The following is a 24,640-nucleotide window of genomic DNA, read 5'->3' as shown; positions in this document are numbered from 1 at the left end:
CGCCGCAAATGCGGCGCTTTTTTATGCAGCGAAAAGCTTAAGGCAGAATCGAAGGCTGATCGGCGCCCTCTTTCTCCACTTTCTGCTGAATCAGATGCTCGCGCTTCATCCCCAGCTTCAGCGCCAGCGCCGAGGCCACATAGATAGATGAAATCGTACCGATGGAAACGCCGATCAGCATGGTCAGCGAGAAGCCTTCCAGCAGCGCGCCGCCAAAGATAAACAGCATCAGCACCACCACCAGCGTGGTCGCGGAAGTCATAATGGTACGGCTCAGCGTCTGCGTCAGCGAGACGTTGAAGATCTCGTAAGGCGTACCGCGACGGATCTTGCGGAAGTTCTCACGAATACGGTCCGATACCACGATGCTGTCGTTCAGCGAGTAGCCGATAACCGACATCAGCGACGCGACAATGGTCAGGTCAACCTCGATATGGAACAGCGAGAGAATACCCATAGTGATTATCACGTCGTGCGCCAGCGCCAGCACGGCACCTAACGCCAGTCGCCACTCAAAGCGGAAACCGACATACACCAGGATGGCGATCAGCGCTACCAGCAGCGCCATGCCGCCGGTTTGCGCCAGATCGCTGCCGACGCTCGGGCCGACAAACTCAATGCGCTTCACGGTGCCGTTCTGTGCCGTCGCCTGATTGATGACGCTGACCACCTTGTTGCCCAGCTCCTGGCCCGCGTTGCCTTCATGCGGCGACATCCGCACCAGCACGTCGCGGCTGCTGCCGAAGTTCTGCACCTGCGGATCGGTAAAGCCCGCTTTTTCCAGCGCGCCGCGCAGGTTATCCAGCTCGGCCGGTTTCTCCAGAGAAATTTCAATTACCGTACCGCCGGTAAAATCAAGACCCCAGTTAAACCCTTTTACGCCCATGATCACAAAAGAAGCGATCAGCAGCAGGCCGGAAAGGGTAAAGGCCAGCTTGTCCCAGCGCATAAAGTCATGGACTTTACGGCCGTAGTTCAATTGTTCAACGCTATAGTCCTGTGCCACAACGCACTCCTCAAATAGACAGCTTGTTGATGCGTTTACCGCCGTACAGCAGGTTGACGATGGCGCGGGTACCGACAATAGCGGTAAACATAGAGGTCACTACACCGATTGCCGTGGTGATAGCGAAGCCTTTAATGGATCCCGTTCCGACGGCGTAAAGGATAATAGCCGTGATCAGCGTGGTGACGTTGGCGTCGATAATACTGGAGAACGCGCCGCTGTAGCCCTCATGAATCGCCTGCTGCACGGAACGCCCGTTCTTCAGCTCTTCTTTGATACGCTCGTTGATCAGCACGTTGGCGTCGACCGCCACCGCCAGCGTCAGCACGATACCGGCGATACCCGGCATGGTCAGCGTGGCGCCCGGCAGCAGCGACATAATGCCCACGATCAGCACCAGGTTCGCCACCAGCGCGGTGGTCGCAATCACGCCGAACTTACGGTAGTAAACCACCATAAAGACGATAGAAGCGATCAGGCCCCACAGGCAGGCTTCCAGACCCTGAGTGATGTTCTGCGCACCCATGGTCGGGCCGATGGTGCGCTCTTCCACGATCTGGATTGGCGCAATCAGCGCGCCCGCACGCAGCAGCAGCGAGAGCTGACGAGCTTCGTTTGGATTGCTGATGCCGGTGATGCGGAAGCTGTTGCCCAGTCGTGACTGGATGTTAGCGACGTTAATCACCTCTTCCTGCTTCGCCAGGATAGCGCGACCGTTGGCGTCTTTCTTGCCGCTGTCTTTATATTCGACAAACAGCGTTGCCATCGGCTTGCCGATATTATCCTTGGTGAAGTTGGACATGATGTTGCCGCCGGCGCTGTCCAGCGAAATGTTCACCTGCGCCTGGTTGTACTCATCCATGCTCGACGTGGAGTCCGTGATATGGTCACCGGTCAGGATCACGCGCTTATACAGCGTTACCGGCTGGCCGTCGCGGGTATTTTTCACTTCGGAATCGCCCGGCACGCGGCCATTGGCGGCGGCGGTCGGATCGACGGAAGTGTTCACCAGACGGAATTCCAGCGTGGCGGTTGCGCCCAGAATCTCTTTCGCCCGCGCCGTATCCTGGATACCCGGCAGTTCAACCACGATGCGATCGGAACCCTGACGCTGCACCAGCGGCTCGGCGACGCCCAGCTGATTGACACGGTTGCGCAGGATGGTGATGTTCTGCTGCACCGCATATTCGCGCGCTTCACGCAGACGTTCATCGGTCATCACCGCGCGCAGCAGGTTGCTGCCGCTGGCGCTGATCACCAGATCGCGATAGCGGCCGGTCAGATAGCTGACGGCGTTGTCGCGCGCCTGTGCGTCGCGGAAACGAATTTCCAGACCGTAGTTATCGGTCTTACGCACGTTGGTATAGGGGATGCTTTTGTCGCGCAGATCGCTGCGCAGGTTGTCGATATTCTGCTCCTGAAGCTTGCCGAGAGCGGTATCCATATCGACTTCCATCAGGAAGTGTACGCCGCCGCGCAGGTCAAGACCGAGCTTCATCGGCTCTGCGGCCAGCATGCTCAGCCAGGTTGGCGTGGCGGGAGCCAGGTTGAGCGCCACTACGTAGTCTTCGCCCAGCACTTTGCTGATAGTGTCGCGAGCGCGCAGCTGCACGTCGCCGTTGGCGAAGCGCGCCATAATAGCGCCGTTTTCCAGCGCAATTGATTTGCTCTGGATGTTCTCTTCTTTTAAAGCACTCTGGATCTGATTCAGCGTCTGCTCACTGGCGGCGCTTCCGCGCGCGCCGGTGACCTGAACAGCCGGATCCTCACCATACAGGTTGGGAAGCGCATAGAGCAGACCGACGATTAGCACGACGATCAGCATGATGTACTTCCACAAAGGATAACGGTTTAACACGGCAGTTCCCTTAGGGAAAACAAAAAATTACAGCGCCTTCATCGTACCTTTCGGCAGAACGGCAGCCACGAAATCACGTTTAACCACGACTTCCGTCGTCTCGTTCAGCGCGATAGCCACATAGCCGGTTTCCGCCACTTTGGTTACGCGTCCAACCAGACCGCCGGTGGTCAGCACTTCGTCGCCTTTGGAGATGGAATCCATCAGTTTCTTATGCTCTTTCGCGCGTTTTTGCTGTGGGCGCAGGATCATGAAATAGAAGATCAGGCCGAACACCACCAGCATAATTACCAGCGAATACGGGCTTCCCTGTGCTGGAGCCCCAGCGGCGGCCACTGCGTCAGAAATGAACAAGCTCATTAATTTTCCCTCATTGATTGATTATCAGACGTTTAACGGCGGAACCGCTTTGCCCGTCCGCGCATAGAATTCGCTAACAAAGTGCTCTAATTTACCCTCTTCGATAGCCTGGCGTAAACCGGCCATCAGGCGCTGGTAATAACGCAGGTTATGAATAGTGTTGAGACGAGCGCCCAGTATTTCGTTGCAACGATCGAGATGATAAAGGTAAGCGCGGCTATAGTTGCGGCACGTATAGCAATCGCACTCCGCATCCAGCGGCGCCGTATCGTCTTTATATTTCGCGTTGCGGATTTTCACCACGCCGTCGGTGACGAACAGATGGCCGTTGCGGGCGTTGCGAGTAGGCATAACACAGTCGAACATATCAATGCCGCGACGCACGCCTTCAACCAGATCTTCCGGCTTGCCGACGCCCATCAGGTAGCGCGGTTTGTCCTCGGGGATCTGCGGGCAGACATGCTCCAGGATGCGGTGCATATCCTCTTTCGGCTCGCCGACCGCCAGGCCGCCCACAGCGTAACCATCAAAGCCGATCTCTACCAGCCCTTTGACGGAGACATCTCGTAAATCTTCGTAAACGCCGCCCTGAATAATGCCGAACAGCGCATTTTTATTACCCAGTGAATCAAAGCGGTCGCGGCTACGCTGCGCCCAGCGCAGCGACATTTCCATTGAGCGTTTAGCGTAATCCCAGTCGGCGGGATACGGCGTACACTCGTCGAAGATCATCACGATATCGGAACCGAGATCGAACTGGATCTCCATAGATTTTTCCGGATCGAGGAAGATCTTGTCGCCATTGATCGGATTGCGGAAGTGTACGCCCGCTTCGGTGATTTTACGGATATCGCCCAGGCTGAAAACCTGGAAGCCGCCGGAATCGGTCAGGATTGGCCCTTTCCACTGCATAAAGTCGTGCAGATCGCCGTGCAGCTTCATGATCTCCTGACCCGGACGCAGCCACAGATGGAAAGTGTTGCCGAGAATAATCTGCGCGCCGGTATCCTGAACTTCCTCCGGCGTCATCCCTTTTACCGTGCCGTAGGTGCCGACAGGCATAAACGCCGGGGTTTCCACCACGCCGCGCTCAAAAACCAGACGACCGCGACGCGCGCGCCCGTCAGTAGTATCTAATTCAAACTTCACGTTGCCTCCACCAGAGAAACAGTCTGATGATTAGTTAACCACCGCCCGAAAGCGGTGAGCATAGCGGCCGGGCCAGGCCGACCGCGAGAATTTATTCGCCGACCTGTTCGTTTACCGCCTGCGGATTGCGGGTGATAAACATTGCGTCGCCGTAGCTGAAAAAGCGATATTTCTCCGCCACCGCCTGCTGATAAGCGTGCATGGTGTGGCGATAACCCGCGAAAGCGGAAACCAGCATAATCAGCGTCGATTCCGGCAAATGGAAATTAGTCACCAGCGCATCAATAACCTGATACTCATAGCCGGGATAGATAAAAATTTTGGTGTCGTCGAAAAACGGCGCGATTAACGCATCTTTCGCCGCCGCCGCCGCGCTCTCCAGCGAACGCACAGAGGTTGTGCCGACAGCGACGACGCGGTTGCCGCGCGCTTTACAGGCCAGCACCGCGTCCACCACTTCCTGCGGCACTTCGGCGTATTCGGCGTGCATAATATGATCTTCGATGCTTTCCACGCGTACCGGCTGGAAAGTGCCAGCGCCAACATGCAGCGTCACGAAAGCGGTTTCGATGCCTTTCGCCCGCAGCGCTTCCAGCATCGGCTCGTCGAAGTGAAGACCGGCCGTCGGCGCGGCTACCGCGCCGGGACGCTCGCTGTAGACGGTCTGATAGAGTTCGCGATCCGCCTCTTCGTCAGGACGATCGATATAGGGCGGCAGCGGCATATGGCCAACGGCTTCCAGGATATCCAGCACCGCGCGTTCGTCGTCGAAATGCAGCTCAAACAGCGCGTCGTGGCGAGCGACCATCGTCGCTTTTACGCTCTCGTCGTCGCCAAGCAGCAGCTCCGCGCCGGGTTTAGGCGCTTTCGAGGCGCGGATATGCGCCAGCACGCGATGCTCGTCCAGCATACGCTCCACCAGCACCTCGATTTTTCCGCCGCTGGCCTTACGACCAAAGACGCGCGCCGGAATAACGCGCGTGTTGTTGAAAACCAGCAGGTCGCCCGGATTGAGCAGATCCAGTAAATCGGTGAAGACCCCGTGAGTCAGCGTGCCGTCTGGCCCATTCAGGGAAAGCAGACGGCATCCGCTGCGCTGAGCCTGCGGATAGTGGGCAATCAAAGATTCGGGTAACTCAAAAGAAAAATCGGCAACGCGCATGGTCATTCACAGTCAGGGAAATCAGGGCGCACATTCTAGCTGAAAACCCGCCAATTCTGAACCATTCGCCGCATCTATCGGTTAAACGCCCGCTAACGCCGATGTGAAGTCAAAGGAGAAGACCCGTCAAAGCCATTGGCTTCACAGCAAGGCAGCAAGAGAGTGAATCCCGATGAGCTTATTCAGATAAGTGATTCGGGTGAGGGAACGCCGCTAACGCCGATGTGAAGTCAAGGGAGAAGACCCGTCAAAGCCATTGGCTTCACAGCAAGGCAGCAAGAGAGTGAATCCCGATGAGCTTATTCAGATAAGTGATTCGGGTGAGGGAACGCCGCTAACGCCGATGTGAAGTCAAGGGAGAAGACGGTATACTGGCGCCATGAACTATCTTGCACACCTTCATCTGGCGCGGCTGGCCCACAGCTCTCCTCTCGGTAATCTGATGGCTGATTTTGTTCGCGGCAATCCGCGCGGCGTCTGGTCTGACGAGATTGCCGCCGGCATTCTTCTGCACCGCCGTATTGACGTGATGACCGACGCGCTGCCGCAGGTTCGCGTCGCCCGCGGCTACTTCCGCGCAGAAACTTATCGCGTATCGCCCATCGCGCTGGACGTTATTTGGGACCATTTTTTATCGCTTCACTGGGATAAGATTGTACCGGATCTCTCTCTGCCCGAGTTTTTGCGGCAGGCGCAAACGGCGATCGTTCCGCATCTCGCGGTCACGCCGGAGCGTTTTCAAAATCTGAATCGCTGGCTATGGCGCGATCGCTGGATGGAAAAGTACGCCGAGGCGCCTTATCTGCAAAATGTACTGAGCGGTATGGCCAGCCGCCGCCCGCGCCTGGCGGCATTAGCGGACTGTTATCAGGACTTTGTTGATAATTATCAATTACTCGACGCGCTGTTCTGGCAATTTTATCCGCAGATGATGGCGCAGGCTGTCGATCGTTCACTTTAACCGGAACGGGAAGCTTGCCCTTTTGCAGGAAAAGGTTATTGTAGAAGGCCGCCTTGAAAAACACATTTTTTGACAGGCTGAGCCTATCAGAGAAATCGGCGATTCACGCTGGTTTGCAAACAGACGTCGCCCCTATACTGGCGGCCGTTTCCTTTAATTTATCCTTACAGGAGTGACTATGGTTCTGGTAACTCGTCAAGCCCCTGATTTTACCGCCGCAGCTGTGCTGGGCAACGGTGAGATCGTAGAAAACTTTAACTTTAAAAAACACACCGCTGGTAAAGCCACCGTTGTGTTCTTTTGGCCAATGGACTTCACTTTCGTCTGCCCTTCTGAGCTGATCGCTTTCGACAAGCGCTATGAAGAGTTCCAGAAGCGTGGCGTGGAAGTCGTGGGCGTTTCCTTCGACTCCGAGTTCGTCCACAACGCATGGCGTAAAACCCCTATCGATAAAGGCGGCATCGGCGAAGTAAAATACGCGATGGTTGCCGATATCAAGCGTGAAATCCAGAAAGCCTACGGCATCGAGCATCCGGATGCAGGCGTTGCGCTGCGCGGCTCTTTCCTGATCGACAAAGCCGGTGTGGTTCGCCACCAGGTGGTTAACGATCTGCCGCTGGGCCGTAACGTTGACGAAATGCTGCGTATGGTTGACGCGCTGCAGTTCCACGAAGAGCACGGCGAAGTGTGCCCGGCTCAGTGGGAAAAAGGCAAAGAAGGCATGGGCGCTTCTCCGGACGGCGTAGCTAAATACCTGTCTGAAAACGCCGGCAAGCTGTAAGCCTGTCGAACAGAATAAAGCTCGCTTCGGCGGGCTTTTTTTGTGGAAAATTTATGCGATCTAAGCTATTGATGCGGGGATGAAAGGCGAAATATGCAGCGAAAGTATACCCGTGATGACGGGCTATGATAACCTGTTGCCAGGTACAGCTTAAAGAGGGAAGAAAGTGCCCAATAAAGAGCAGGCTTATTCTTCAGAAATCTGTGCCCTCATTGGCAGAGCCGTGGCGGAGCTTCTTGCAGACGGCGAGCCTATAGGAAGACATAATATCCTGATAAGACTTCAGGTTTATAGCGCACAAACTACCGACCAGCAGGCGCAGGCCACTATTCAACGAGCTTTTCGCTCACTACTTGAACGCTTCAACTAGTCCCTTTTTCTAACGTTCTACAGCAATGACCGGGCATCAGGCCGCCATCCAGGCTGGCGCTTTTCCCTTTCTACCTTTCCGCCCGGCGCATTGCTGTCGACGCCTTACGCGTCATCAGGCGTCCGGGCGACAACCACTTCCAGCGCCTGACGATAAACGTCCAGCTGCACCACATCAGAGGTATTTTCCAGCTTTTCGATCAGCTTAAGGATAATCGCTTTATTGGTTACATAACCGCCGCCTGCCACGATCTCTCTGATCACCGCGCCAATAACTTTTGTTTCCTGAGCCAGTAAATCGCCTTCGCCCTGAAAGTGCTCAAGGATCGCGGACTCTGAAGAGTGCTGCTGCATAGTATTCGCCTTCATAAAGGGCGGGATATCCCACCTGAATTGACTCAATGTTTTTTAGTGCCGTTCGGCGGGCCTTCGCTGGTAAAAAGATGCTTCACGTTATCCATATCGCGGATCTCGTGCGTATAGCGATTGCTACCAGACGTAATGTTGTTTCTGACATCCACAATGGCCTGCTTACAGGCGCGATGTCTGACCGCGCTTTTTTCTGCGGCGGCCATCGCCTGTAGCTGACGGATCAGCGCTGCGTTATTGATAGCAGCATCACTTTTCAACAACGCCAGCACGGCTTCGCCCAGGATGATATCGATCAGTTTTTCTTCGTCGTTTCTGTACATACCAGCTTCTCTGTATCAGTGATGTGGACACGTTTAAACGGCCACAATTCCCGGTAGCCAACCCTGGGAGACAGCAGACTTGCCGAAGCCCGCCGATAAAAAGACCGGGCGGGAGAGCAGGCCGGGCCGAGCAGAAAAGTTACGAACGTCTGGTAGTGGTTATCCAGGCTCTGAAACTCAGTCCTCACGGCCAAACAGCATGCCTATCAGCTCGTGATAATGCTTTTCCTGTCCGGCATCGGAAGCCAACTCAAGGCGCCTCAGCAATTTCGAACAGATCGCCTTGCGGTTAATATTTTTACCTGAACGCAGAATTTCCACCACAATCTGTCCCAGCGTCTCTTGCTGCGAAGGCAGCATCGCTTCACTGAAGTAGCGACTGATATCGCCTTCAGTTTTCGGGTTAAATCCATCCTGACGCATACAGCCCCCTTCAGTCGGTAGGTTAAAACGTGTTTAAATAATTCTGCGCTTAAGTTAACCACTTTCGACAAATGTGTACAGCTATATTGAAGTTGTACAGGGCGATTTCTTGTAGCAAAAAGTGCTGTCAACAGTGTAATACTCTGCCAGACAACTTTTTGAGAGGTAAATTCGACCGTTACGGCCGCTGTTAGTCCCTTTTTCGCTTTAGTCAGGCTGAATTTTCACCAATACGATAAATATAAGATATAACCTCAAGGATGCTAAGGATGTACAACTTTACCGCTCTGCTTTTAGCCGCTTTATCCGGCCTGTTTAGTTTACCAGGCCAGGCTAGCGCAGATTATCGGCTTGAGAAGGTAGTGGAAGTGAGCCGACACGGTGTGCGTCCGCCTTCGCCGGATAATCGGCGGGCTATTGAGCAAGGTTCGGCCCGAAGCTGGAGCAGCTGGTTAACGCGCGATGGCGAACTGACCGGACACGGCTATACGGCGGTCTGGCTAAAGGGCCTTTATCAGAGCGGCTATTACCGTCGAATGGGTTTGCTCAGGGATGGCTGCCCGAACAAAGGGGATTTTTACCTGCGTGCCAGTCCTGTGCAGCGTACCAGAGCCACGGCGCGCGCGCTGGCGGAAGCGGCCTTTCCCGGCTGTAGCATAACGATACATTCGGAAGCCGCTTTCGATCCGCTGTTTCAACTGCCAAAAGAAAAGGCCAGCGAGCGGCAAACCGCTCTGAATCGACATGAAGCACTACGCGCAATGGGCGGCAGCCTGACCGCGGCGCAGCAGCGGTTACAACCGCAAATCAACGCCCTTAAGCAGGTCGTTTGCCAGCCTGCGCGGCCCTGCCCCGCTTTCAGCCAATCCTGGCGGCTCGCCGTCTGGTCAAACGGTACTGTCGGCGTAGAGGGCCTGGATACGCTGGCCGCGATGGCGGAAACTCTGCGCCTGGAATGGAGCGAGAATAAACCGCTCGACGAAATCGCTTTTGGTCAGGTTAAAAACCAGACGGAACTGGCGAAGCTGCTGCCGCTGCTCAGCGTTAAATATGATTACACCAACGATCTACCCGGATTAGCCAAACAGGGCGCATCGCGGCTGATGGAACAGATAGCGGCCGGATTACGTTATCCGCCTGTAGTCAATGCCTCCGGCGCGCCGCCGGACGTGCGCTGGCTGCTGTATGTCGCCCACGATATCAATATTGCCTGGCTGCGTACGCTGCTTGATTTCCACTGGCAGCAGGCCGACTATCCGCACGGCAATATTCCGCCAGGCGGCAGCCTGGTATTTGAACGCTGGCGCGATAAAGATCGGCGTTATATCCGCATCTATTTTCAGGCGCAAAGCCTTGCCCAGCTGCGCTCGCTAACGCCGCTCTCCGCAGAGAATCCGCCGTTATTGAGCGAGCTAAGTTTTCCCGGCTGTCGAAAAACAAGCGTAGGCACGCTTTGCCCTTATCAGGCGGCGATGCGGCGCATCACGCAATATAAGGAGAATCCTTAACTTTTAATTTAATTGGTTATTTTCTGCAGGCGGCCAGAAGAGTCATTCACGCTTTGCCGTTACCAATTGCAAATCAGAATAAGCCTATTTAATATACAAACCGCCCTGATAACAGACCAACCGGAAGGCCTGCAGACTTAATATAAATATTAATCTGACTAATTAAGTTAATTGACAAGGATAGGTCAATGCTAAAAATTCGCTTTTACAGAAAGCTTTGCTGCGCCCTGTTTTCTGCTGCCATTTTACCTTTGTCTCACGCCGCGCCCGTTAACCAACCCTTAATCCTTCAGCGTCAGAACGCGCTGGAGCAACAGTTGTCGCCTTCCGCGCCGGATGTCAGGCTTGCGCCGCCCGCGGCTGGCTCGAACCGCCTGCGTTTTCCTGCAGAGCAGCCCTGCTTTCCCCTGTCGAAAATAACGCTGCAGGGAAAAGAAAGCCTGCCGCGCTGGCTACCTTTGCAGAGCATCGCCAGCCAGGCAGTAGGTCAGTGCCTGGGCGCCAAAGGCATTAACCTGTTGATGAGCGCGCTGCAAAACCGTCTTATCGATCATGGCTATATCACCACGCGCGTGCTGGCTTCCACGCAAGATCTTAAAAGCAGATGTACCGGTATCACCCGCACGTTAACCGGCGTTCCGGTTCCGAAACCCGCCTCCTCCAGCATCGGCCCTTCAGTTAGTACTTTGGGTGGAAGTGAATATTACGATGAATCGCAAAACAAAGCCTCGCTAATGTACGGACTGGGCCTACAATTCAACCCGGTAGAGTATCTGGCGATTGATATTGGCTATGAGGGCTCTCGTCTGAGTAGCGGTGACAGCACCCATGCAATTAACGGCTTTAATATCGGCCTGGGGTACAGTTTTTAACTATAGATAATTCAAAGCTAAAGCGGTGATGTATATTATCGTCGGATAAATTATGTCCGGCATTACTTTCTCTTTATTACATATCAGCTTTCTCTCTTTTAAAAAAAGGCCGCTATCCAAAGATAGCGGCCTTTTTATCGCCTTCCATCTAACCTTAAGCTGACTGATGTTCAATAGCCTGCTGGCTTTCAATCGCTTTCTGGCTATGGCTGATAGGTATCCGGCGAGGTTTCTCGCTTTCAGGGATCTCCTGATACAGGTCCACAGAAAGGATACCGTCTTCCAGCTTCGCGCCAGTGACCTTAACGTGTTCCGGCACGGTATAGCTCAGGCGGAAGTCGGCACGGCTGATGCCGCGATGCAGCCACCCGCTTTCCTGATTTTCCGTTTCGCTCTGCTCTGCTTTTTTACCGGAAATAGTCAGCTGGCCGCCAACCGTTTCGATAGAAAGCTCGTTCTCTTTCCAGCCCGGCACGCTAACCGCCAGCGCATACCGTTCTTTATCCACGCGACGGATATCGTAAGCAGGCGTCGCCGCAACGGGCGTATCGCCGGTCAGCTGGCTGAAAAGCCTGTCCATACGGTTAAAGCGGTCTGAAAACAGCGTATCGGTCAGTGAAGGGATCAGGGAAAAATTGCGTAGCGTCATCATCATAACCTCCTGAATAAAATTACTATTCAAAAGCTCAATGTTGGCAGGTTCGCCACCTGCTCGTTTTCTAAATAGGGGCTGCCTGGTTTTTTTCAAGCAGCCAAAATAAAATTTTTTTGCTGTGGCTGCACCCGATCGGCGCGCACAAAAAAGGCCGGAATCTCCGGCCTTCTTATCAGGCTTTGCGTTTTTTCACCAGCAGCCAGCTAAGCAGTAGTAAAGCTATCCAGCCAACGCCGACGTAAAGCGATACGCGGGTATCCGGGAAGTAGCCGATCAGGCCAATAATAAAGAACAGGAACAGGATACCGACGCTGGCGGTAAAGATGCCGCCAGGCATGGCGAACTGTAGCTCTTTCTTCTGCTCCGGCGTCAGCGTGCGGCGGAAACCGATCTGCGCGAACAGGATCATAATCCATACCCAAACGGTAGCGAAGGTCGCCAGCGAAGCGATAACCAGGAAGACTTTTTCCGGCATCAGGTAGTTCAGGTAGACCGCCACCAGCATTGCGACCATCATCACCAGCACCGTAATCCACGGAATACCGCGACGCGAGACGGTAGCGAACATTTTAGGCGCATGGCCCTGCTCCGCCATGCCGTGCAGCATACGCCCAACGCCAAACACATCGCTGTTAATGGCGGAAAGCGAAGCGGTGATCACTACAAAGTTCAGGATGGCCGCCGCCGCCGCGATACCCATATGCTGGAAGGTAAGCACAAACGGGCTGCCGTTGGTGCCGACCTGGTTCCACGGATAGATGGACATAATCACAAACAGCGTGCCCACGTAGAACACCAGAATACGCAAAGGTACGGTGTTAATCGCCCGCGGAATGGAGGTTGCGGGATCTTTCGCTTCACCAGCGGTGATACCGATAATCTCAATACCGCCATAGGCAAACATCACGATCTGCAGAGAGAGCACCATTCCCATCACGCCATGTGCGAAGAAACCGCCGTTCGTCCACAAATTGCTGATGCCGGTAGGCTGACCGCCGTTGCCAATCCCCCAGAAGATAATGCCGATGCCCGCCACGATCATAATAATGATGGTGGCGACCTTGAACAGCGACAGCCAGAACTCCACTTCGCCGAACACCTTTACCGTTGCCAGGTTGATAGCGCCGATAATCAGCACCACGCTCAGCACCCAGACCCAGTGCGGCACGTCCGGGAACCAGACGCCCATATAGATGCCAAAGGCGGTGACGTCGGCAATGGCGACGATCAGGATCTCAAAGCAGTAAGTCCAGCCGGTGATATAACCGGCCAGCGGGCCGAGGTAGTCCTGAGCATAGCGGGAGAACGAGCTGGCCTGCGGATTGTTAACCGACATTTCGCCCAGCGCGCGCATAATGATATAGGCGATAGCGCCGCCAATAATATAGGCCAGGATTACGCTGGGGCCGGCCATTTTCATCGCGTCTGCCGAGCCGTAAAACAGGCCAGTGCCGATGGCCGATCCCAGCGCCATAAAGCGGATGTGACGGGTACTCAGTCCCTTTTTGAGCGTATTATTTTCTTTCATTCTGCTTAAACTCTGTCAACTTCTCCTGCCGGAGAACGGGCAGGAGAAGGTATCACATTTTTACTGCTGGCGCGCACTCACCTGCGCCCGCCCCATCATGCGGTCGCAAACAATCACGACCACCAGCATCGCCAGCGAAGGCGGCAGCCAGGCCAGGCCCTGCTCCGACAGCGGCAGATTAGCGGTAAACGCGGGCAGCACATCTTTAAAAGCAGTGGTCTTGACACCGTCGATAAGGCCGAAAATCAGGCTGACCAGCATGGTCGGCGCAATAATACGGCTGCTTTTGTTCCACCAGCGCAGCGTAAAGCTCAGCAGGATCAGCACGATACAAGGCGGATAAATCGCCGTCAGCACCGGAATAGAGAACTGGATCAGCTGGCTCAGCCCCAGGTTGGATACCAGCATTGAGAACAGACCCAGAATAAAGACCAGCTGGCGATAGCTCAGCGGCAGATACTGCTGGAAGAATTCAGCGCAGGCGCAGGTCAGGCCAACTGCGGTTACCATACAGGCGACGAAAATCAGCGCCGCGAGGAACAAACTGCCCAGGTTACCGAAAGTATGCTGAACGTAGGCGTGCAGGATAGCCGCGCCATTGGCGTTCTGGTCAACGATGGAAGCACTGTCGGAACCCAGTTTAAACAGGGCCAGGTAAACCAGCGTCAAACCCACGCCAGCGATCAGGCCCGCAATAATAGTGTAACGAGTCAGCAGCCCGTCCTCGCTGACGCCGCGAGAGCGCGCCGCGTTGACGATAACAATCCCGAACACCAGCGCGCCCAGCGTATCCATCGTCAGATAGCCGTTGATAAAACCGCTGGAGAAGGCGCCATGCTGATAGGTTTCCGTCGCCGGCGACAGACCGCCCGCAGGCCAGATCAGCGCAGCAATACCCAGCACGGCCAGCGCGACGATTTTCAGCGGCGCCAGAATATGCCCGACGGTATCCAGCAGCTTGCCCGGATAGAGCGAAATACCGATGACCAGCGCGAAGTAGATCAGACTGTAGATAAACAGCGGCAGCGGATTGTCGCCGGTCAGCGGCGCGATACCGACTTCGAAAGAAACGGTCGCGGTGCGCGGCGTGGCGAACAGCGGCCCAACCGCCAGGTAGCAAACGGTAGCCAGCACGATACCGGCCGCTTTGCCGATAGGGGAGCTGAGCGCGTCAATACCGCCACCTACGCGCGCCAGCGCGATAACGGTGATCACCGGAAGGCCCACGGCGGTTAGCAGAAAGCCGAGCGCCGCAATCCAGACGTGTTCTCCGGACTGAATGCCTACCATTGGCGGGAAAATAATATTACCGGCGCCCACGAACAGCGCGAAAGTCATAAAGCCCAGCGCGAGGATGTCTTTAGAAGTTAAACGATTAGTCATAAGGCCCGTACTGATGTTGAGTAAAGTCGTGATGTTGGCTCTTTTTCCCGGCACGCATGCAAACCTTTTTTCTTCCTGCTGCGGCTATTTTACTGCCCGGCTGGAATACTGGTGCGATTGCGCTGTTTATGATCTTTTTTACAGGGAAATAAAGTAAAAACGGCGCTAAGTAAATCGTTTATAGCGGTGAAAGGCAATACGGGATCGAGAAAGCAGAGTGATATAGCGTAAAAATCGGCACAGGCAGATGATAGCTTCAGATTACAGGCGAGATGCATTACATGATTTGTATTTTTTTTGCGCTTAGTGGCGTTATTTTCTGTTCAATTTTTCCGCAAGATGTACAAAAGGCGCGTATCGCCGCGCCCTTTGCATAAGCTAATCGTATTACCAGACCTGCTTAGCGATATCGACAACCAGGCGCAGTTTGGCCCACTGCTGCGCGTCCGTCAGGCTGTTGCCCTCTTCCGTGGAGGCAAAACCACACTGTGGGCTAAGGCAGATTTGATCCAGGCTAACGAACTGCGCCGCTTCCGCGATGCGTTTTTTCACCGTTTCCGGATCTTCCAGCTCGCCGGTTTTGGTCGTCACCAGGCCCAGCACCACCTGCTGCTTGCCAGGCTTGATAAAGCGCAGCGGCTCGAATCCGCCGGAACGCTCGTTGTCATACTCCAGGAAAAAGGCGTCGATTTTCACGGTGCCGAACAGAATTTCCGCTACCGGCTCGTAACCGCCTTCTGAAATCCAGGTAGAGCGGAAGTTGCCGCGGCAAACATGCAGGCCGACGGTCATATCTTCCGGCTTGCCTTCCAGCGCTTTGTTCAGCACCTGAGCGTAGATGTTCGCCAGCTCTTCCGGGTCGTCGCCGCGCTCGCGAATTTGGCGCTTCTGATCTTCCGAGCACAGATAGGCCCATACCGTATCGTCCAGCTGCAGATAGCGGCAGCCAGCGTCGTAAAAACCTTTAATCGCGTCGCGGTAAGTCAGCGCCAGATCGTGAAAATAGTCTTTCAGATCCGGATAGACCGTTTCGTCGATAACCTTACGGCCGCCGCGAAAGTGCAGCACGCTTGGGCTGGGGATCGTCATTTTAGGGATAGCGTCGCCGCTGACGCTTTGCAGGAAACGGAAATCCTCCAGCATTGGATGATTGCCGAAACCCAGCTTGCCGGTGACTTTCACGCCGCGGGCTTTGGTCTGTACGCCGTTAAACTGGATGCCCTGCTCCGCTTCATAGCGCTCCACGCCTTGCAGACCGTCGAAGAAATCGAAGTGCCACCACGCGCGGCGAAACTCGCCGTCGGTAACCACTTTCAGGCCGCTGGCGCGCTGCTGTTCCACTACGTCACGGATAGCTTCGTCTTCAATCTGACGCAGCGCGGCGGCATCGATTTCACCTGCCTGAAACTGCTCACGAGCCTGTTTGATAACGACGGGACGCAGAAAACTGCCGACAACTTCGGCGCGGTATTGGGCTGAATCTCTTTGCATGATCGGTCACTCCTGGCCGGCGCAACGGCGCATAATTTCTTAGTGAAATAGTTACTGTTTGCCACTCAGGACATCTGGATGGCTAAACGTCTGAAGTCAAGAATGTCATGAGAAAGATTCAGCGGCAAACGAGGAAATTTCATCACACATGAAAAAAATTCAAGTTGAGGATTTGGCATAAAACGTGCGACGGAATCAGCGCAGGTAACCGTAGTAAAAAAGAAGAAGCAGTTTTCAGCAGCGCGCCTGGGACGCTACAGTGCGGCGCCCGGCGGTAACAGAGCGCGCGCGGCCCTGGATTACGCCTTACAGCCTGCCGAAGCCATGATGCCGCTGCTGCATACGGTTGAAATTGCGCTATGAAATGCTCAGGCCGGGCCGTTTGCCCTACTCATTCACCATCATCCTGGCCTTTTCCAGCTGCGCATCCGACAGTGGCAGATAGCCCGCCTGCGTCACCAGCGCCTGGCCCTGCGGCGACAGCGCCTGCCGTAAAAAAGCTCTGGTCAGCGGCTCCAGCGGCTGGCCTGGCGCCCTGTTCACATAAATATAAAGCGGTCGCGCATAGGGATAGCTGCCGCTGCGGATGTTTGCCACCGAAGGCGCGATCCAGTCAGTGCCGTCGCGGGAAACCGGCAGCGTTTTTACGCCGGTCATATGCACGCCCATGCTGGCGTAGCCGATACCGTTCAGCGTGCTCGCTACTGCCTGGATAACCGCGGCGGAACCGGGATACTCGCTTACGTCACTGCGGAAATCCCCGTTGCACAGCGCCTGCTGACGGAAAAAGCCCCAGGTGCCGGAAGCGGAGTTACGGCCAAAGCGCTGGATGGGTCGCCGCGCCCATTCGCCCTGCGTTAGCTGAAGATCGCCCCAGCTGCGCACGGTAAAAGGCGCGCCGCAGCGGCGGGTAACGGAAAAAATGGCATCCAGCTGGCGGGCATCTACGCCCTGCAGCGGATTATCCTGATTGACCACCACCACCAGCGCGTCCATCGCCACCGGTACGGCCAGCGGCGCATAGCCGTAGCGATTTTCAAACAGCTGGCGCTCCACCGCCTGCATCGGCCGACTCATCGCGCCCAGCTGCGCCGCGCCCGCCGCCAGCGCGGTAGGCGCCGTTGAGGAACCGGAAGCCTGAATTTGCACGTTGACGCCGGGATAAAGGCGATTAAAGCTTTCGCCCCACAGCGTCATTAATGTGCCGAGCGTATCCGAGCCTACGCTGCTGAGGTTGCCAGCCAGCATAGTTTCGCTTGCACCAGCCGAGCTGCACAGCAGCATCAGCGCAACAAACCACTTTTTCATTTTTCTCGTCCGCCTGCTCAGTGAACCGCATTCTGAGCCAGTTCACCGCTGACAATCAACCTTGCAGGCAGCGAGAAGCCGAAACAGGTCTCTTTTCCCGGCTGGCTGGTTATCTCCAGGCGCGTATTATGATGGCCGAGCGCATGTTTAACGATAGCCAGTCCCAGGCCGCTGCCGCCGGTTTGCCGCGAGCGCGCCTTATCAACGCGATAAAAGCGCTCGGTCAGACGAGGAATATGTTCTGCGGCGATGCCTGGCCCGTTATCACAAACTTTAAATTGCGCGCCATGCGCCGTTTTTTTCCAGCTGATATCAATACGCGTGCCTTCCGGCGTATGGTTGACCGCGTTGTAAACCAGGTTGGAAATGGCGCTGCGCAGCTGTTCGTCGTTGCCGAATACCCGTAGCTGCGGATCGGCGGAAAAATGGATCTGGTGGCGACCCTGGCTGAGCGTTTCCGCCTCGCGCTGCAGCAGCCGCAGCATCAGCGGCACATCGACTTTTTCCTGCAGATCCAGCGCCGGAGCAGCCTCGATTCGCGACAGCGTCAGCAGCTGTTTCACCAGCGCGTCCATTCGTCGGGTTTGCTCCTGCATGGTGTGCAACGCCTTATCGCGCGACGGCCCTTCCAGCACCGCGTCGCTCATCATCTCCAGATAACCCTGCAGCACCGTAAGCGGCGTGCGCAATTCATGACTGACGTTGGCGAAAAAGTTGCGTCGCGCGCCTTCCAGCTGATGCATTTGGGTTACGTCGCGCGCCACCAGCAGCCACTGGCCTTCGCTATAGGGCATCACGCGGAACTCAAGGTGACGATGGCTGTTCAGCACCAGCGTCAGCGGTCGTGAGAAGTCACGCTGGCGCAGGTAAAGGGTAAACTCGGGATAGCGCAGCAGGTTAAGGATATTTTGACCGTTATCTTCCGGCCAGCGCAGCCCCAACATTTGCTGCGCCAGGCCGTTGCACCAGAAAATCGTGCCCTCTTCGGTGGTCAGTACCACCGCGTCCGGCAGCGACTCCGCGCCGCTGCGAAACCTTTTAATCAGATGTCCCAACTCGCGACGGCGGCGACGGTTGCGCGCCTGCATTTGATACAGGCCATAAAACAGCGGTTCCCAGCTGCCGCGCCCGGTCGGCGGCGTGATGCTGCGGTCGATCCACAGCCAGTGAGAGAGGCGAAGCAGGTTGGTAAAATGCCAGCCCAGTATGGCCAGCGTGGCCAGCAGCAGCCACCAGGGCAGCCCGCCGACCAGCAGTCCAAGGATCAGCGCTGGTAAACAGGCGAGCAGCAGCTCAAGCAGCAATCTCTTCCAGGAGAGGCGTTCCAGCACAATGAAAACTCCAGTGGGGACAATCAGTAACGCGCAGAGAAACGGTAGCCTGTTCCGCGAACTGTCTGCACCATACGATCGTGTCCGGTCAGTTCAAGTGCCTTACGCAGACGGCGAATATGCACGTCCACAGTACGATCTTCCACGTAGACGTTAGTGCCCCAGACGTGATTAAGCAACTGCTCGCGGCTGTAGACGCGCTCGGGATGCGTCATAAAGAAGTGCAGCAGCTTATATTCTGTTGGCCCCATCTCCAGCGGCTGTGTCTCGGACATCACGCGGTGCGAAGAGGGATCCAGGCTCAGTCCCTGAATTTCGATGACTTCTTCCACCGCCATCGGCGATATACGGCGCATTACCGCTTTAATCCGCGCCACCAGCTCTTTGGGTGAGAAAGGCTTGATAATATAGTCGTCGGCGCCGACTTCCAGCCCGCGCACGCGGTCTTCTTCTTCGCCGCGCGCGGTCAGCATCATCACCGGAATATCGCGGGTCATCGCCTCGCGCTTCAGATGACGGATAAACTGGATACCCGTGCCGCCAGGCAGCATCCAGTCCAGCAGGATCAGATCCGGCCAGGGTTCGATCAGCAGATTAATGGCGCTGTCATAATCTTCCGCTTCTATCGGCTGATAGTCATTTTGTTCCAGCACAAAACACAACATCTCACGAATTGGGGCTTCATCTTCGACTACCAGAATGCGCTTAGCCATTATTGCTCCTGCGTCTGTGACGGAATGTCACCGGATATGCGGCGCCATTATGCGTCAGATTTATGACACTTTTATGAAAAAATCCAGCCGCTATTCATCAGTTTTATAACACTTTTCAGCAGGATGAAAATGCGTTGCTGAGGTTTTTTGGCCAGCCGTTTATAATCGGCGTCTCGCTTACCTGACACAGAAGGGACGCTATGCGACTTATTCACACCGCCGACTGGCATCTCGGCCAGTTTTTTTACACCAAAAGCCGTGCGCCGGAACATGAAGCTTTTCTGACGTGGCTGGTCGCGCAGGTGGAGCAGCATCAGGTCGATGCCGTGGTCGTCGCCGGCGACATCTTTGATACCGGTTCGCCGCCCAGCTATGCGCGCGAGCTTTACAACCGCTTTGTGGTCAGACTGCAGCAGACCGGCTGCCAGCTGATTATTCTGGCGGGCAATCACGACTCCGTGGCCATGCTGAACGAATCCCGCGAGCTGCTCGCCTGCCTGAACACGCGGGTTATCGCCGCCGCCAGCGAAGATCCGGCCGATCAGGTGCTGCTGCTGAATCGTCGCGACGGCGAGCCCGGCGCGCTGCTTTGCGCCATCCCTTTTCTGCGTCCGCGCGACATTACGCTAAGCAAAGCGGGACAGTCGGGACGAGAGAAACAGCAGACGCTGCTGGAAGCGATTACTCACCACTATCAGCGCAGCTATGCGGCGGCGGTTGAGAGGCGCGACGAGCTGGGCCTGCCGCTGCCCATTATCGCCACCGGCCATTTGACTACGATGGGCGTCACCAAAAGCGACGCCGTGCGCGATATCTATATCGGCACGCTGGACGCCTTTCCCGCTCAGGCCTTTCCGCCCGCGGACTATATCGCGCTGGGCCATATTCATCGCGCGCAGCGCATCGCCGACACGGATTATATCCGCTACAGCGGCTCGCCCATACCGCTCAGCTTTGACGAGCTGGGCCGGGAAAAAAGCGTCTTCCTGGTGGATTTCGCTGACGGCAAGCTAAGCGCGGTGACGCCGCTGACGGTGCCGCTTTTTCAGCCGATGCAGATGATCAAAGGCTCGCTGCAGGAGATAGAGCGACAGCTCGGCGCGATTGAACCGCCGCAAACGGGCCAGAAAGTCTGGCTGGATATTGAAATCGTCACGCAAACCTGGCTGAACGATCTCCAGCGGCATATTCAGGAGCTGGCTGAAACTCTGCCGGTAGAAGTGGTGCTGCTGCGCCGCAGCCGCGAACAGCGCGAAAACATCCTCAGCCGGCAGAACAAGGAAACCCTTAGCGAGCTGAGCGTGGAAGAGGTGTTTCAGCGACGCCTCGCCGCCGAACAGGAGGATCCGGCCCGTATTGAGCGCGCCACGCTGCTGTTCAGACAGACGCTGGCGGAAATGGACGAGGAGCCGTCATGAAAATCCTGACCTTAAGATTCAAGAACCTCAACTCGCTGAAAGGCGAATGGAAAATCGACTTTACCGCCGAACCTTTCGCCAGCAATGGGCTGTTCGCCATTACCGGTCCGACCGGCGCCGGGAAAACCACGCTGCTCGACGCCATTTGCCTGGCGCTCTATCACGAAACGTCGCGGCTGGGGAAACTGTCGCAGACGCAAAACGATCTGATGACGCGCGATACCGCCGAATGCCTCGCGGAAGTGGAGTTCGAAGTCAAAGGCGTAGCCTGGCGAGCGTTCTGGAGCCAGAATCGCGCACGCGGCGCGGTAGACGGCAACCTGCAGGCGCCGCGCGTCGAGCTGGCGCGCTGTGAGGACAATAAAATTGTCGCTGACAAGGTCAAAGACAAACTGGAGATGCTGACCGAGCTGACCGGTCTGGATTTCGATCGCTTTACCAAATCAATGATGCTCTCGCAGGGGCAGTTCGCCGCGTTTCTGAACGCCGATGCCAACAGCCGCGCCGGGCTGCTGGAAGAGCTGACCGGCACAGAGATATACGGTCGCCTCTCCGCCAGCGTTTTCGAGCGGCATAAAAACGCCCGCAACGCGCTGGAGAACCTGCGGGCGCAGGCAAGCGGCATGGCGCTGCTGGACGATGAGAAAATTCAACAGCTTACTTTGCTGTCGGAACAGCTGCTGACAGAGGAGCAGGCGCTTACTTCGCAATTACAGCATCAGCAGCAGCTGCTGCAGTGGCAGCAGCACTATCAGGCGGCGCTACAGGCAAAAGAAGCCGCGACGGCAGAGCAGCAGCAGGCGGAAACGGCCTGGCAGGCGGCGCTGCCGCAGCTGAGCCTGCTGCAACAGGCCGAACCGGCGGAAAAGCTGCGCCCGCAATGGCTGTCGCGTAATCAGCATCATCAGGATCGGCAAAAAACAGCGGAGCAGCAGCAGCAAATCAGCACGCAGCGCCAGCAGATTCAGCATCAGCTGGACGAGCTGGCCGACGAGCTGAAAAAGGCGGAAGCGGCGCGACAGCAGCATGAAGACGATCGGCAGCGGCAGGAGACGCTGATCGCCGAACAGCTGCTGCCGCTGGATAGCCGTATCGCCACGCTGGCGCAGCAGAGCCAGACGCTGGAAAAAGAAGTAAGTGATTACAAACTCTATCTGCATGGACGCCGCGCCGCGCTGCAACAGGCGCAACAGCAGCATCAGGAAACCCTTGCCCGCCAGCAGGAGCAGCAGCGCTGGCAGCAGCAGCATGAGCACTATGCCCGCTGGGGCGAATCGCTGCCGCTCTGGCGTGCGCGCTTTGAGCAGCTGCAGCAGAGCGAACAGGCGCTGACGGCGCAGCAGAAGCGGCTGGATGAAGAGCAGCAAACCGTCAGTCGTTTACAGCAGCAGATTGCACAGGCGGAACAGCAGGCGAAGCCGAAGCGGCAGCAGCTTGAAGCGCAGCAAAAGCAGGTAGCGGAAGCCGAAGCGGCGCTGGCGCAGCAGCAAAAGCAGCATACCGAAGAGCAGCTGCAGGCCACGCTCGCCATACTGCAGCAGCAGCGGCCGCAGCGGCAGAGCCTGGCGCTGATCGCTTCGCAGTGGCCGGCGCTGACGCAGCGCAGCCAGCGGCGACAGAGCGAACTTAAGACGCTGCAACAGCAGCTGCAGCAGGCGCAAACCGAGCTGCAGCACCTGCGCAACGGTTATAAAGAGAAGCGGCAGCATCAGCAGGATCTGGAAAAACGCTGTGAGCTTGAGCAGCGCATTGCCGATCTGGAGCAGTATCGTGCCCGCCTGGAGCCGGAACAGCCCTGCCCGCTGTGCGGCTCCTGTCAGCATCCTGCCGTAGCCGACTACCAGGCGCTGAATCTCTCTGAAAACCAGCAGCGCCTGGCCGCGTTAAAGCTGGAGGTCGAGCAGCTGAAAGACAGCGGTACGGCCAGAAGCGAGCAGGTAAAGAACCTGCAGGCGCAGGCGGAAAAGCTCCAGCGCGAGCTGGCAGAAAGTGAAAGCGAAGCCGCGAATTTACGCGCGCAGTGGCAAACGACGGCGCAGGCGCTGAAGCTTGACTCTTCTCCCGATGAACTGCAGCAGGCTAACGCCTGGCTGGCGGAGCAGGATCGTCAGGAGAGCGAGCTGCAGACGCAGCTGCTGGCTTTACAGCAGCGTACGCGCCAGCTGCAGCAGCATAAGGATCGCCTGGCAGAACTGCAAAAATCGCTAAGCGACATCGCGCAGCAGCAGGAGCTGGCAGGTCAGCAACTGCTTACTTCTGTCAGGGCGCAGCAGGAGCAGGAACAGGCGCTCGCCCGGCAGCAGCAGGAAGCCCGGCAGCAGCGGGAAACGCTGCGCGCCTCGCTGACCGGGCTGGCGCTGACGTTGCCGTCGGCGGAAGAAACCGACGCCTGGCTGACGGCGCGGCAGAAAGAGTGGGAAACCTGGAGCAAAACGGCGCAGACGCTGAGTGAAACGGCTTCGCAGTTGACCGCGCTGGCCGCGCAGCAGCAGACGCTGCAGGAAGAGATAGTGCGCGAGCAGGCGCAGCTTGCGCAGCGCGAAGAGCGTGGCAAAACCGCGCAGCAGGAGCTGGCCGCATTGCGCGAACAGCGGCGGCAGCTGTTTGGCGATAAGACGGCGACGGAGGTGCAACAGCTGCTGCGCGCGCTCTCTCAACAGCATAGCGACCGCTGCCAGCAGCTACAGCGACAGTGGCAGGAGCGGCAGAACCAGCACAATACCCTGACCGGACAGCATAATTCGCTGAGCGCGCAGCTGGAGACGCTGACGCAGCGGCTGGAGCAGGCGCAGCAGGCGTTTGATTCAGCCCTGGCGGCCAGCGCCTTTGCCAGCGAAAGCGCCTTTATGGCGGCGCTGCTGGACGAAGAGCGGCTGCGACAGCTGCAGGCGCTGCAAAAAACGCATGAGCAGCGACGTCAGCAGGCGGCCATCCTGCTGGCGCAGGCGGAAAAAAATCTGGCGACGCTGCCGGAGAAACCGCACGATCTGCCGGAAGACGGGGCTGTTCTGCAGGCGGCAGTGGAAAACCTCTCACAACAGCTCAGGGAAAACGCCCGCCGCCAGGGCGAGGCGCGGCAGCAGCTCAGCAGCGACGCGGCGCGGCGCGAACAGCAGAAAAATCTGCTGGCGACCATCGAGCAGGAAGCGCGCCAGCTGGAGGACTGGAGCTATCTGAACCAGCTTATCGGCTCAAAAGAAGGCGACAAGTTCCGCAAATTCGCTCAGGGCCTGACGCTGGATCACCTTGTCTGGCTGGCGAACAACCAGCTGAACCGGCTGCATGGCCGCTATCTGCTGCAGCGCAAATCGCAGGAGGCGCTGGAGCTGCAGGTGGTCGATACCTGGCAGGCGGATGCGCTGCGCGATACCCGTACGCTTTCCGGCGGCGAGAGCTTCCTGGTCAGCCTCGCGCTGGCGCTGGCGCTGTCGGATCTGGTCAGCCATAAAACACGCATCGAGTCGCTGTTCCTGGACGAAGGTTTCGGCACGCTGGATGCCGCCACGCTGGATGGCGCGCTCGACGCGCTCGACGCGCTGAACGCCAGCGGCAAAACCATCGGCGTGATCAGCCACGTGGAGGCGATGAAAGAGCGCATTCCGGTGCAGATCAAGGTGCGCAAGGTTAACGGCCTGGGCTACAGCAGGCTGGAAACGCCTGTAGCCTGACGAA

21 protein-coding genes and 1 pseudogene are annotated in these 24,640 nt (G+C 56.7%); 7 read left to right on the top strand and 15 right to left on the bottom strand.

What is annotated here, in order from left to right:
- Positions 1–37 precede the first annotated feature (37 nt).
- The 5 genes from secF to queA form a co-directional block, all read right to left on the bottom strand.
- Positions 38–1,006 carry a protein translocase subunit SecF gene (gene secF, locus MKZ79_RS15180; protein ID WP_336143322.1) on the bottom strand — a complete coding sequence of 323 codons (969 nt, stop codon included), beginning with the start codon at positions 1,004–1,006 and terminating at the stop codon, positions 38–40.
- A 10-nt stretch (positions 1,007–1,016) separates the two neighbouring features.
- Positions 1,017–2,864, bottom strand: a complete 1,848-nt coding sequence (gene secD, locus MKZ79_RS15175) for a protein translocase subunit SecD (protein WP_336143321.1) — start codon at positions 2,862–2,864, stop codon at positions 1,017–1,019.
- Between the two features lie 27 nt (positions 2,865–2,891).
- Positions 2,892–3,224: a preprotein translocase subunit YajC gene (yajC, locus tag MKZ79_RS15170; protein WP_336143319.1), complete on the bottom strand. Its 333-nt coding sequence runs from the start codon at positions 3,222–3,224 to the stop codon at positions 2,892–2,894.
- 24 nt (positions 3,225–3,248) lie between these two features.
- Entirely contained in the window at positions 3,249–4,373 is a 1,125-nt protein-coding gene (gene tgt / locus MKZ79_RS15165; RefSeq protein ID WP_336143317.1) for a tRNA guanosine(34) transglycosylase Tgt, read from the bottom strand.
- Between the two features lie 91 nt (positions 4,374–4,464).
- The gene (gene queA, locus MKZ79_RS15160) at positions 4,465–5,535 is read right to left on the bottom strand and encodes a tRNA preQ1(34) S-adenosylmethionine ribosyltransferase-isomerase QueA (RefSeq protein ID WP_336143385.1); all 1,071 of its coding nucleotides are present in this window, start codon (positions 5,533–5,535) and stop codon (positions 4,465–4,467) included.
- A gap of 379 nt (positions 5,536–5,914) precedes the next feature.
- Here queA and MKZ79_RS15155 point away from each other — a divergent pair, with 379 nt between their 5' ends.
- Positions 5,915–6,496 (top strand): ACP phosphodiesterase, encoded by a 582-nt coding sequence (locus tag MKZ79_RS15155; protein WP_336143316.1) that lies wholly within the window; start codon positions 5,915–5,917, stop codon positions 6,494–6,496.
- 178 nt (positions 6,497–6,674) lie between these two features.
- Positions 6,675–7,277, top strand: a complete 603-nt coding sequence (locus MKZ79_RS15150) for a peroxiredoxin C (RefSeq protein WP_125288397.1) — start codon at positions 6,675–6,677, stop codon at positions 7,275–7,277.
- Positions 7,278–7,751: 474 nt separating this feature from the next.
- Here MKZ79_RS15150 and MKZ79_RS15145 read toward each other — a convergent pair whose 3' ends face one another.
- From MKZ79_RS15145 to ycgZ, 3 genes are all read right to left on the bottom strand, one after another.
- Positions 7,752–8,000, bottom strand: a complete 249-nt coding sequence (locus tag MKZ79_RS15145) for a biofilm/acid-resistance regulator YmgB/AriR (protein WP_336143313.1) — start codon at positions 7,998–8,000, stop codon at positions 7,752–7,754.
- Positions 8,001–8,044: 44 nt separating this feature from the next.
- Entirely contained in the window at positions 8,045–8,338 is a 294-nt protein-coding gene (locus MKZ79_RS15140) for a hypothetical protein (protein ID WP_336143312.1), read from the bottom strand.
- Between the two features lie 177 nt (positions 8,339–8,515).
- The gene (ycgZ, locus tag MKZ79_RS15135) at positions 8,516–8,761 is read right to left on the bottom strand and encodes a regulatory protein YcgZ (RefSeq protein ID WP_336143311.1); all 246 of its coding nucleotides are present in this window, start codon (positions 8,759–8,761) and stop codon (positions 8,516–8,518) included.
- A 260-nt stretch (positions 8,762–9,021) separates the two neighbouring features.
- On the opposite strand from ycgZ, the gene MKZ79_RS15130 reads away from it, so the two are divergent.
- The 3 genes and pseudogenes from MKZ79_RS15130 to MKZ79_RS15120 all read left to right on the top strand — a co-directional run bounded on the left by MKZ79_RS15130 (position 9,022) and on the right by MKZ79_RS15120 (position 11,141).
- Entirely contained in the window at positions 9,022–10,269 is a 1,248-nt protein-coding gene (locus MKZ79_RS15130) for a histidine-type phosphatase (RefSeq protein WP_336143310.1), read from the top strand.
- A 188-nt stretch (positions 10,270–10,457) separates the two neighbouring features.
- A pseudogene (locus MKZ79_RS15125) lies at positions 10,458–10,871 on the top strand (POTRA domain-containing protein); the annotation flags it as partial.
- Between the two features lie 84 nt (positions 10,872–10,955).
- Positions 10,956–11,141, top strand: coding sequence for an Ail/Lom family outer membrane beta-barrel protein (locus MKZ79_RS15120; protein WP_336143384.1), 186 nt, complete (start codon positions 10,956–10,958; stop codon positions 11,139–11,141).
- 154 nt (positions 11,142–11,295) lie between these two features.
- Here MKZ79_RS15120 and MKZ79_RS15115 read toward each other — a convergent pair whose 3' ends face one another.
- The 7 genes from MKZ79_RS15115 to phoB form a co-directional block, all read right to left on the bottom strand.
- Positions 11,296–11,790, bottom strand: a complete 495-nt coding sequence (locus tag MKZ79_RS15115; RefSeq protein WP_336143383.1) for an Hsp20 family protein — start codon at positions 11,788–11,790, stop codon at positions 11,296–11,298.
- 178 nt (positions 11,791–11,968) lie between these two features.
- Positions 11,969–13,324, bottom strand: coding sequence for a proline-specific permease ProY (gene proY / locus MKZ79_RS15110; RefSeq protein WP_336143309.1), 1,356 nt, complete (start codon positions 13,322–13,324; stop codon positions 11,969–11,971).
- 60 nt (positions 13,325–13,384) lie between these two features.
- Entirely contained in the window at positions 13,385–14,707 is a 1,323-nt protein-coding gene (gene brnQ, locus MKZ79_RS15105) for a branched-chain amino acid transport system II carrier protein (protein WP_336143307.1), read from the bottom strand.
- Between the two features lie 387 nt (positions 14,708–15,094).
- The gene (locus MKZ79_RS15100; protein WP_336143305.1) at positions 15,095–16,198 is read right to left on the bottom strand and encodes a cobalamin-independent methionine synthase II family protein; all 1,104 of its coding nucleotides are present in this window, start codon (positions 16,196–16,198) and stop codon (positions 15,095–15,097) included.
- A gap of 387 nt (positions 16,199–16,585) precedes the next feature.
- Complete coding sequence (locus MKZ79_RS15095) at positions 16,586–17,506, bottom strand: PstS family phosphate ABC transporter substrate-binding protein (RefSeq protein WP_336143304.1); 921 nt, start codon at positions 17,504–17,506, stop codon at positions 16,586–16,588.
- 17 nt (positions 17,507–17,523) lie between these two features.
- Entirely contained in the window at positions 17,524–18,837 is a 1,314-nt protein-coding gene (gene phoR, locus MKZ79_RS15090) for a phosphate regulon sensor histidine kinase PhoR (protein ID WP_336143302.1), read from the bottom strand.
- A 23-nt stretch (positions 18,838–18,860) separates the two neighbouring features.
- On the bottom strand, positions 18,861–19,550 hold the full coding sequence (gene phoB / locus MKZ79_RS15085; RefSeq protein WP_336143300.1) for a phosphate response regulator transcription factor PhoB: 690 nt from the start codon (positions 19,548–19,550) through the stop codon (positions 18,861–18,863).
- A gap of 200 nt (positions 19,551–19,750) precedes the next feature.
- On the opposite strand from phoB, the gene sbcD reads away from it, so the two are divergent.
- On the top strand, positions 19,751–20,968 hold the full coding sequence (gene sbcD / locus MKZ79_RS15080; RefSeq protein ID WP_336143299.1) for an exonuclease subunit SbcD: 1,218 nt from the start codon (positions 19,751–19,753) through the stop codon (positions 20,966–20,968).
- Complete coding sequence (locus MKZ79_RS15075; RefSeq protein ID WP_336143298.1) at positions 20,965–24,636, top strand: SbcC/MukB-like Walker B domain-containing protein; 3,672 nt, start codon at positions 20,965–20,967, stop codon at positions 24,634–24,636. Before sbcD ends, MKZ79_RS15075 begins: the two co-directional genes overlap by 4 nt.
- Positions 24,637–24,640 lie beyond the last annotated feature (4 nt).

Source organism: Erwinia sp. CGal63, from assembly GCF_037026505.1.
Classification (GTDB): Bacteria; Pseudomonadota; Gammaproteobacteria; order Enterobacterales; family Enterobacteriaceae; genus Erwinia.
The sequence above is the reverse complement of the archived record's forward strand: the minus strand, read 5'-3'. Positions and strand labels throughout refer to the sequence as shown.

What these genes read in the sequence shown, in the direction of transcription:
- yajC (WP_336143319.1), bottom strand. Translation starts at nt 3,224, where the DNA reads ATGAGCTTGTTCATTTCTGACGCAGTGGCCGCCGCTGGGGCTCCAGCA.
- queA (WP_336143385.1), bottom strand. Translation starts at nt 5,535, where the DNA reads ATGCGCGTTGCCGATTTTTCTTTTGAGTTACCCGAATCTTTGATTGCC.
- MKZ79_RS15155 (WP_336143316.1), top strand. Translation starts at nt 5,915, where the DNA reads ATGAACTATCTTGCACACCTTCATCTGGCGCGGCTGGCCCACAGCTCT.
- MKZ79_RS15150 (WP_125288397.1), top strand. Translation starts at nt 6,675, where the DNA reads ATGGTTCTGGTAACTCGTCAAGCCCCTGATTTTACCGCCGCAGCTGTG.
- MKZ79_RS15145 (WP_336143313.1), bottom strand. Translation starts at nt 8,000, where the DNA reads ATGCAGCAGCACTCTTCAGAGTCCGCGATCCTTGAGCACTTTCAGGGC.
- MKZ79_RS15140 (WP_336143312.1), bottom strand. Translation starts at nt 8,338, where the DNA reads ATGTACAGAAACGACGAAGAAAAACTGATCGATATCATCCTGGGCGAA.
- ycgZ (WP_336143311.1), bottom strand. Translation starts at nt 8,761, where the DNA reads ATGCGTCAGGATGGATTTAACCCGAAAACTGAAGGCGATATCAGTCGC.
- MKZ79_RS15130 (WP_336143310.1), top strand. Translation starts at nt 9,022, where the DNA reads ATGCTAAGGATGTACAACTTTACCGCTCTGCTTTTAGCCGCTTTATCC.
- MKZ79_RS15115 (WP_336143383.1), bottom strand. Translation starts at nt 11,790, where the DNA reads ATGACGCTACGCAATTTTTCCCTGATCCCTTCACTGACCGATACGCTG.
- proY (WP_336143309.1), bottom strand. Translation starts at nt 13,324, where the DNA reads ATGAAAGAAAATAATACGCTCAAAAAGGGACTGAGTACCCGTCACATC.
- brnQ (WP_336143307.1), bottom strand. Translation starts at nt 14,707, where the DNA reads ATGACTAATCGTTTAACTTCTAAAGACATCCTCGCGCTGGGCTTTATG.
- MKZ79_RS15100 (WP_336143305.1), bottom strand. Translation starts at nt 16,198, where the DNA reads ATGCAAAGAGATTCAGCCCAATACCGCGCCGAAGTTGTCGGCAGTTTT.
- MKZ79_RS15095 (WP_336143304.1), bottom strand. Translation starts at nt 17,506, where the DNA reads ATGAAAAAGTGGTTTGTTGCGCTGATGCTGCTGTGCAGCTCGGCTGGT.
- phoB (WP_336143300.1), bottom strand. Translation starts at nt 19,550, where the DNA reads ATGGCTAAGCGCATTCTGGTAGTCGAAGATGAAGCCCCAATTCGTGAG.
- sbcD (WP_336143299.1), top strand. Translation starts at nt 19,751, where the DNA reads ATGCGACTTATTCACACCGCCGACTGGCATCTCGGCCAGTTTTTTTAC.
- MKZ79_RS15075 (WP_336143298.1), top strand. Translation starts at nt 20,965, where the DNA reads ATGAAAATCCTGACCTTAAGATTCAAGAACCTCAACTCGCTGAAAGGC.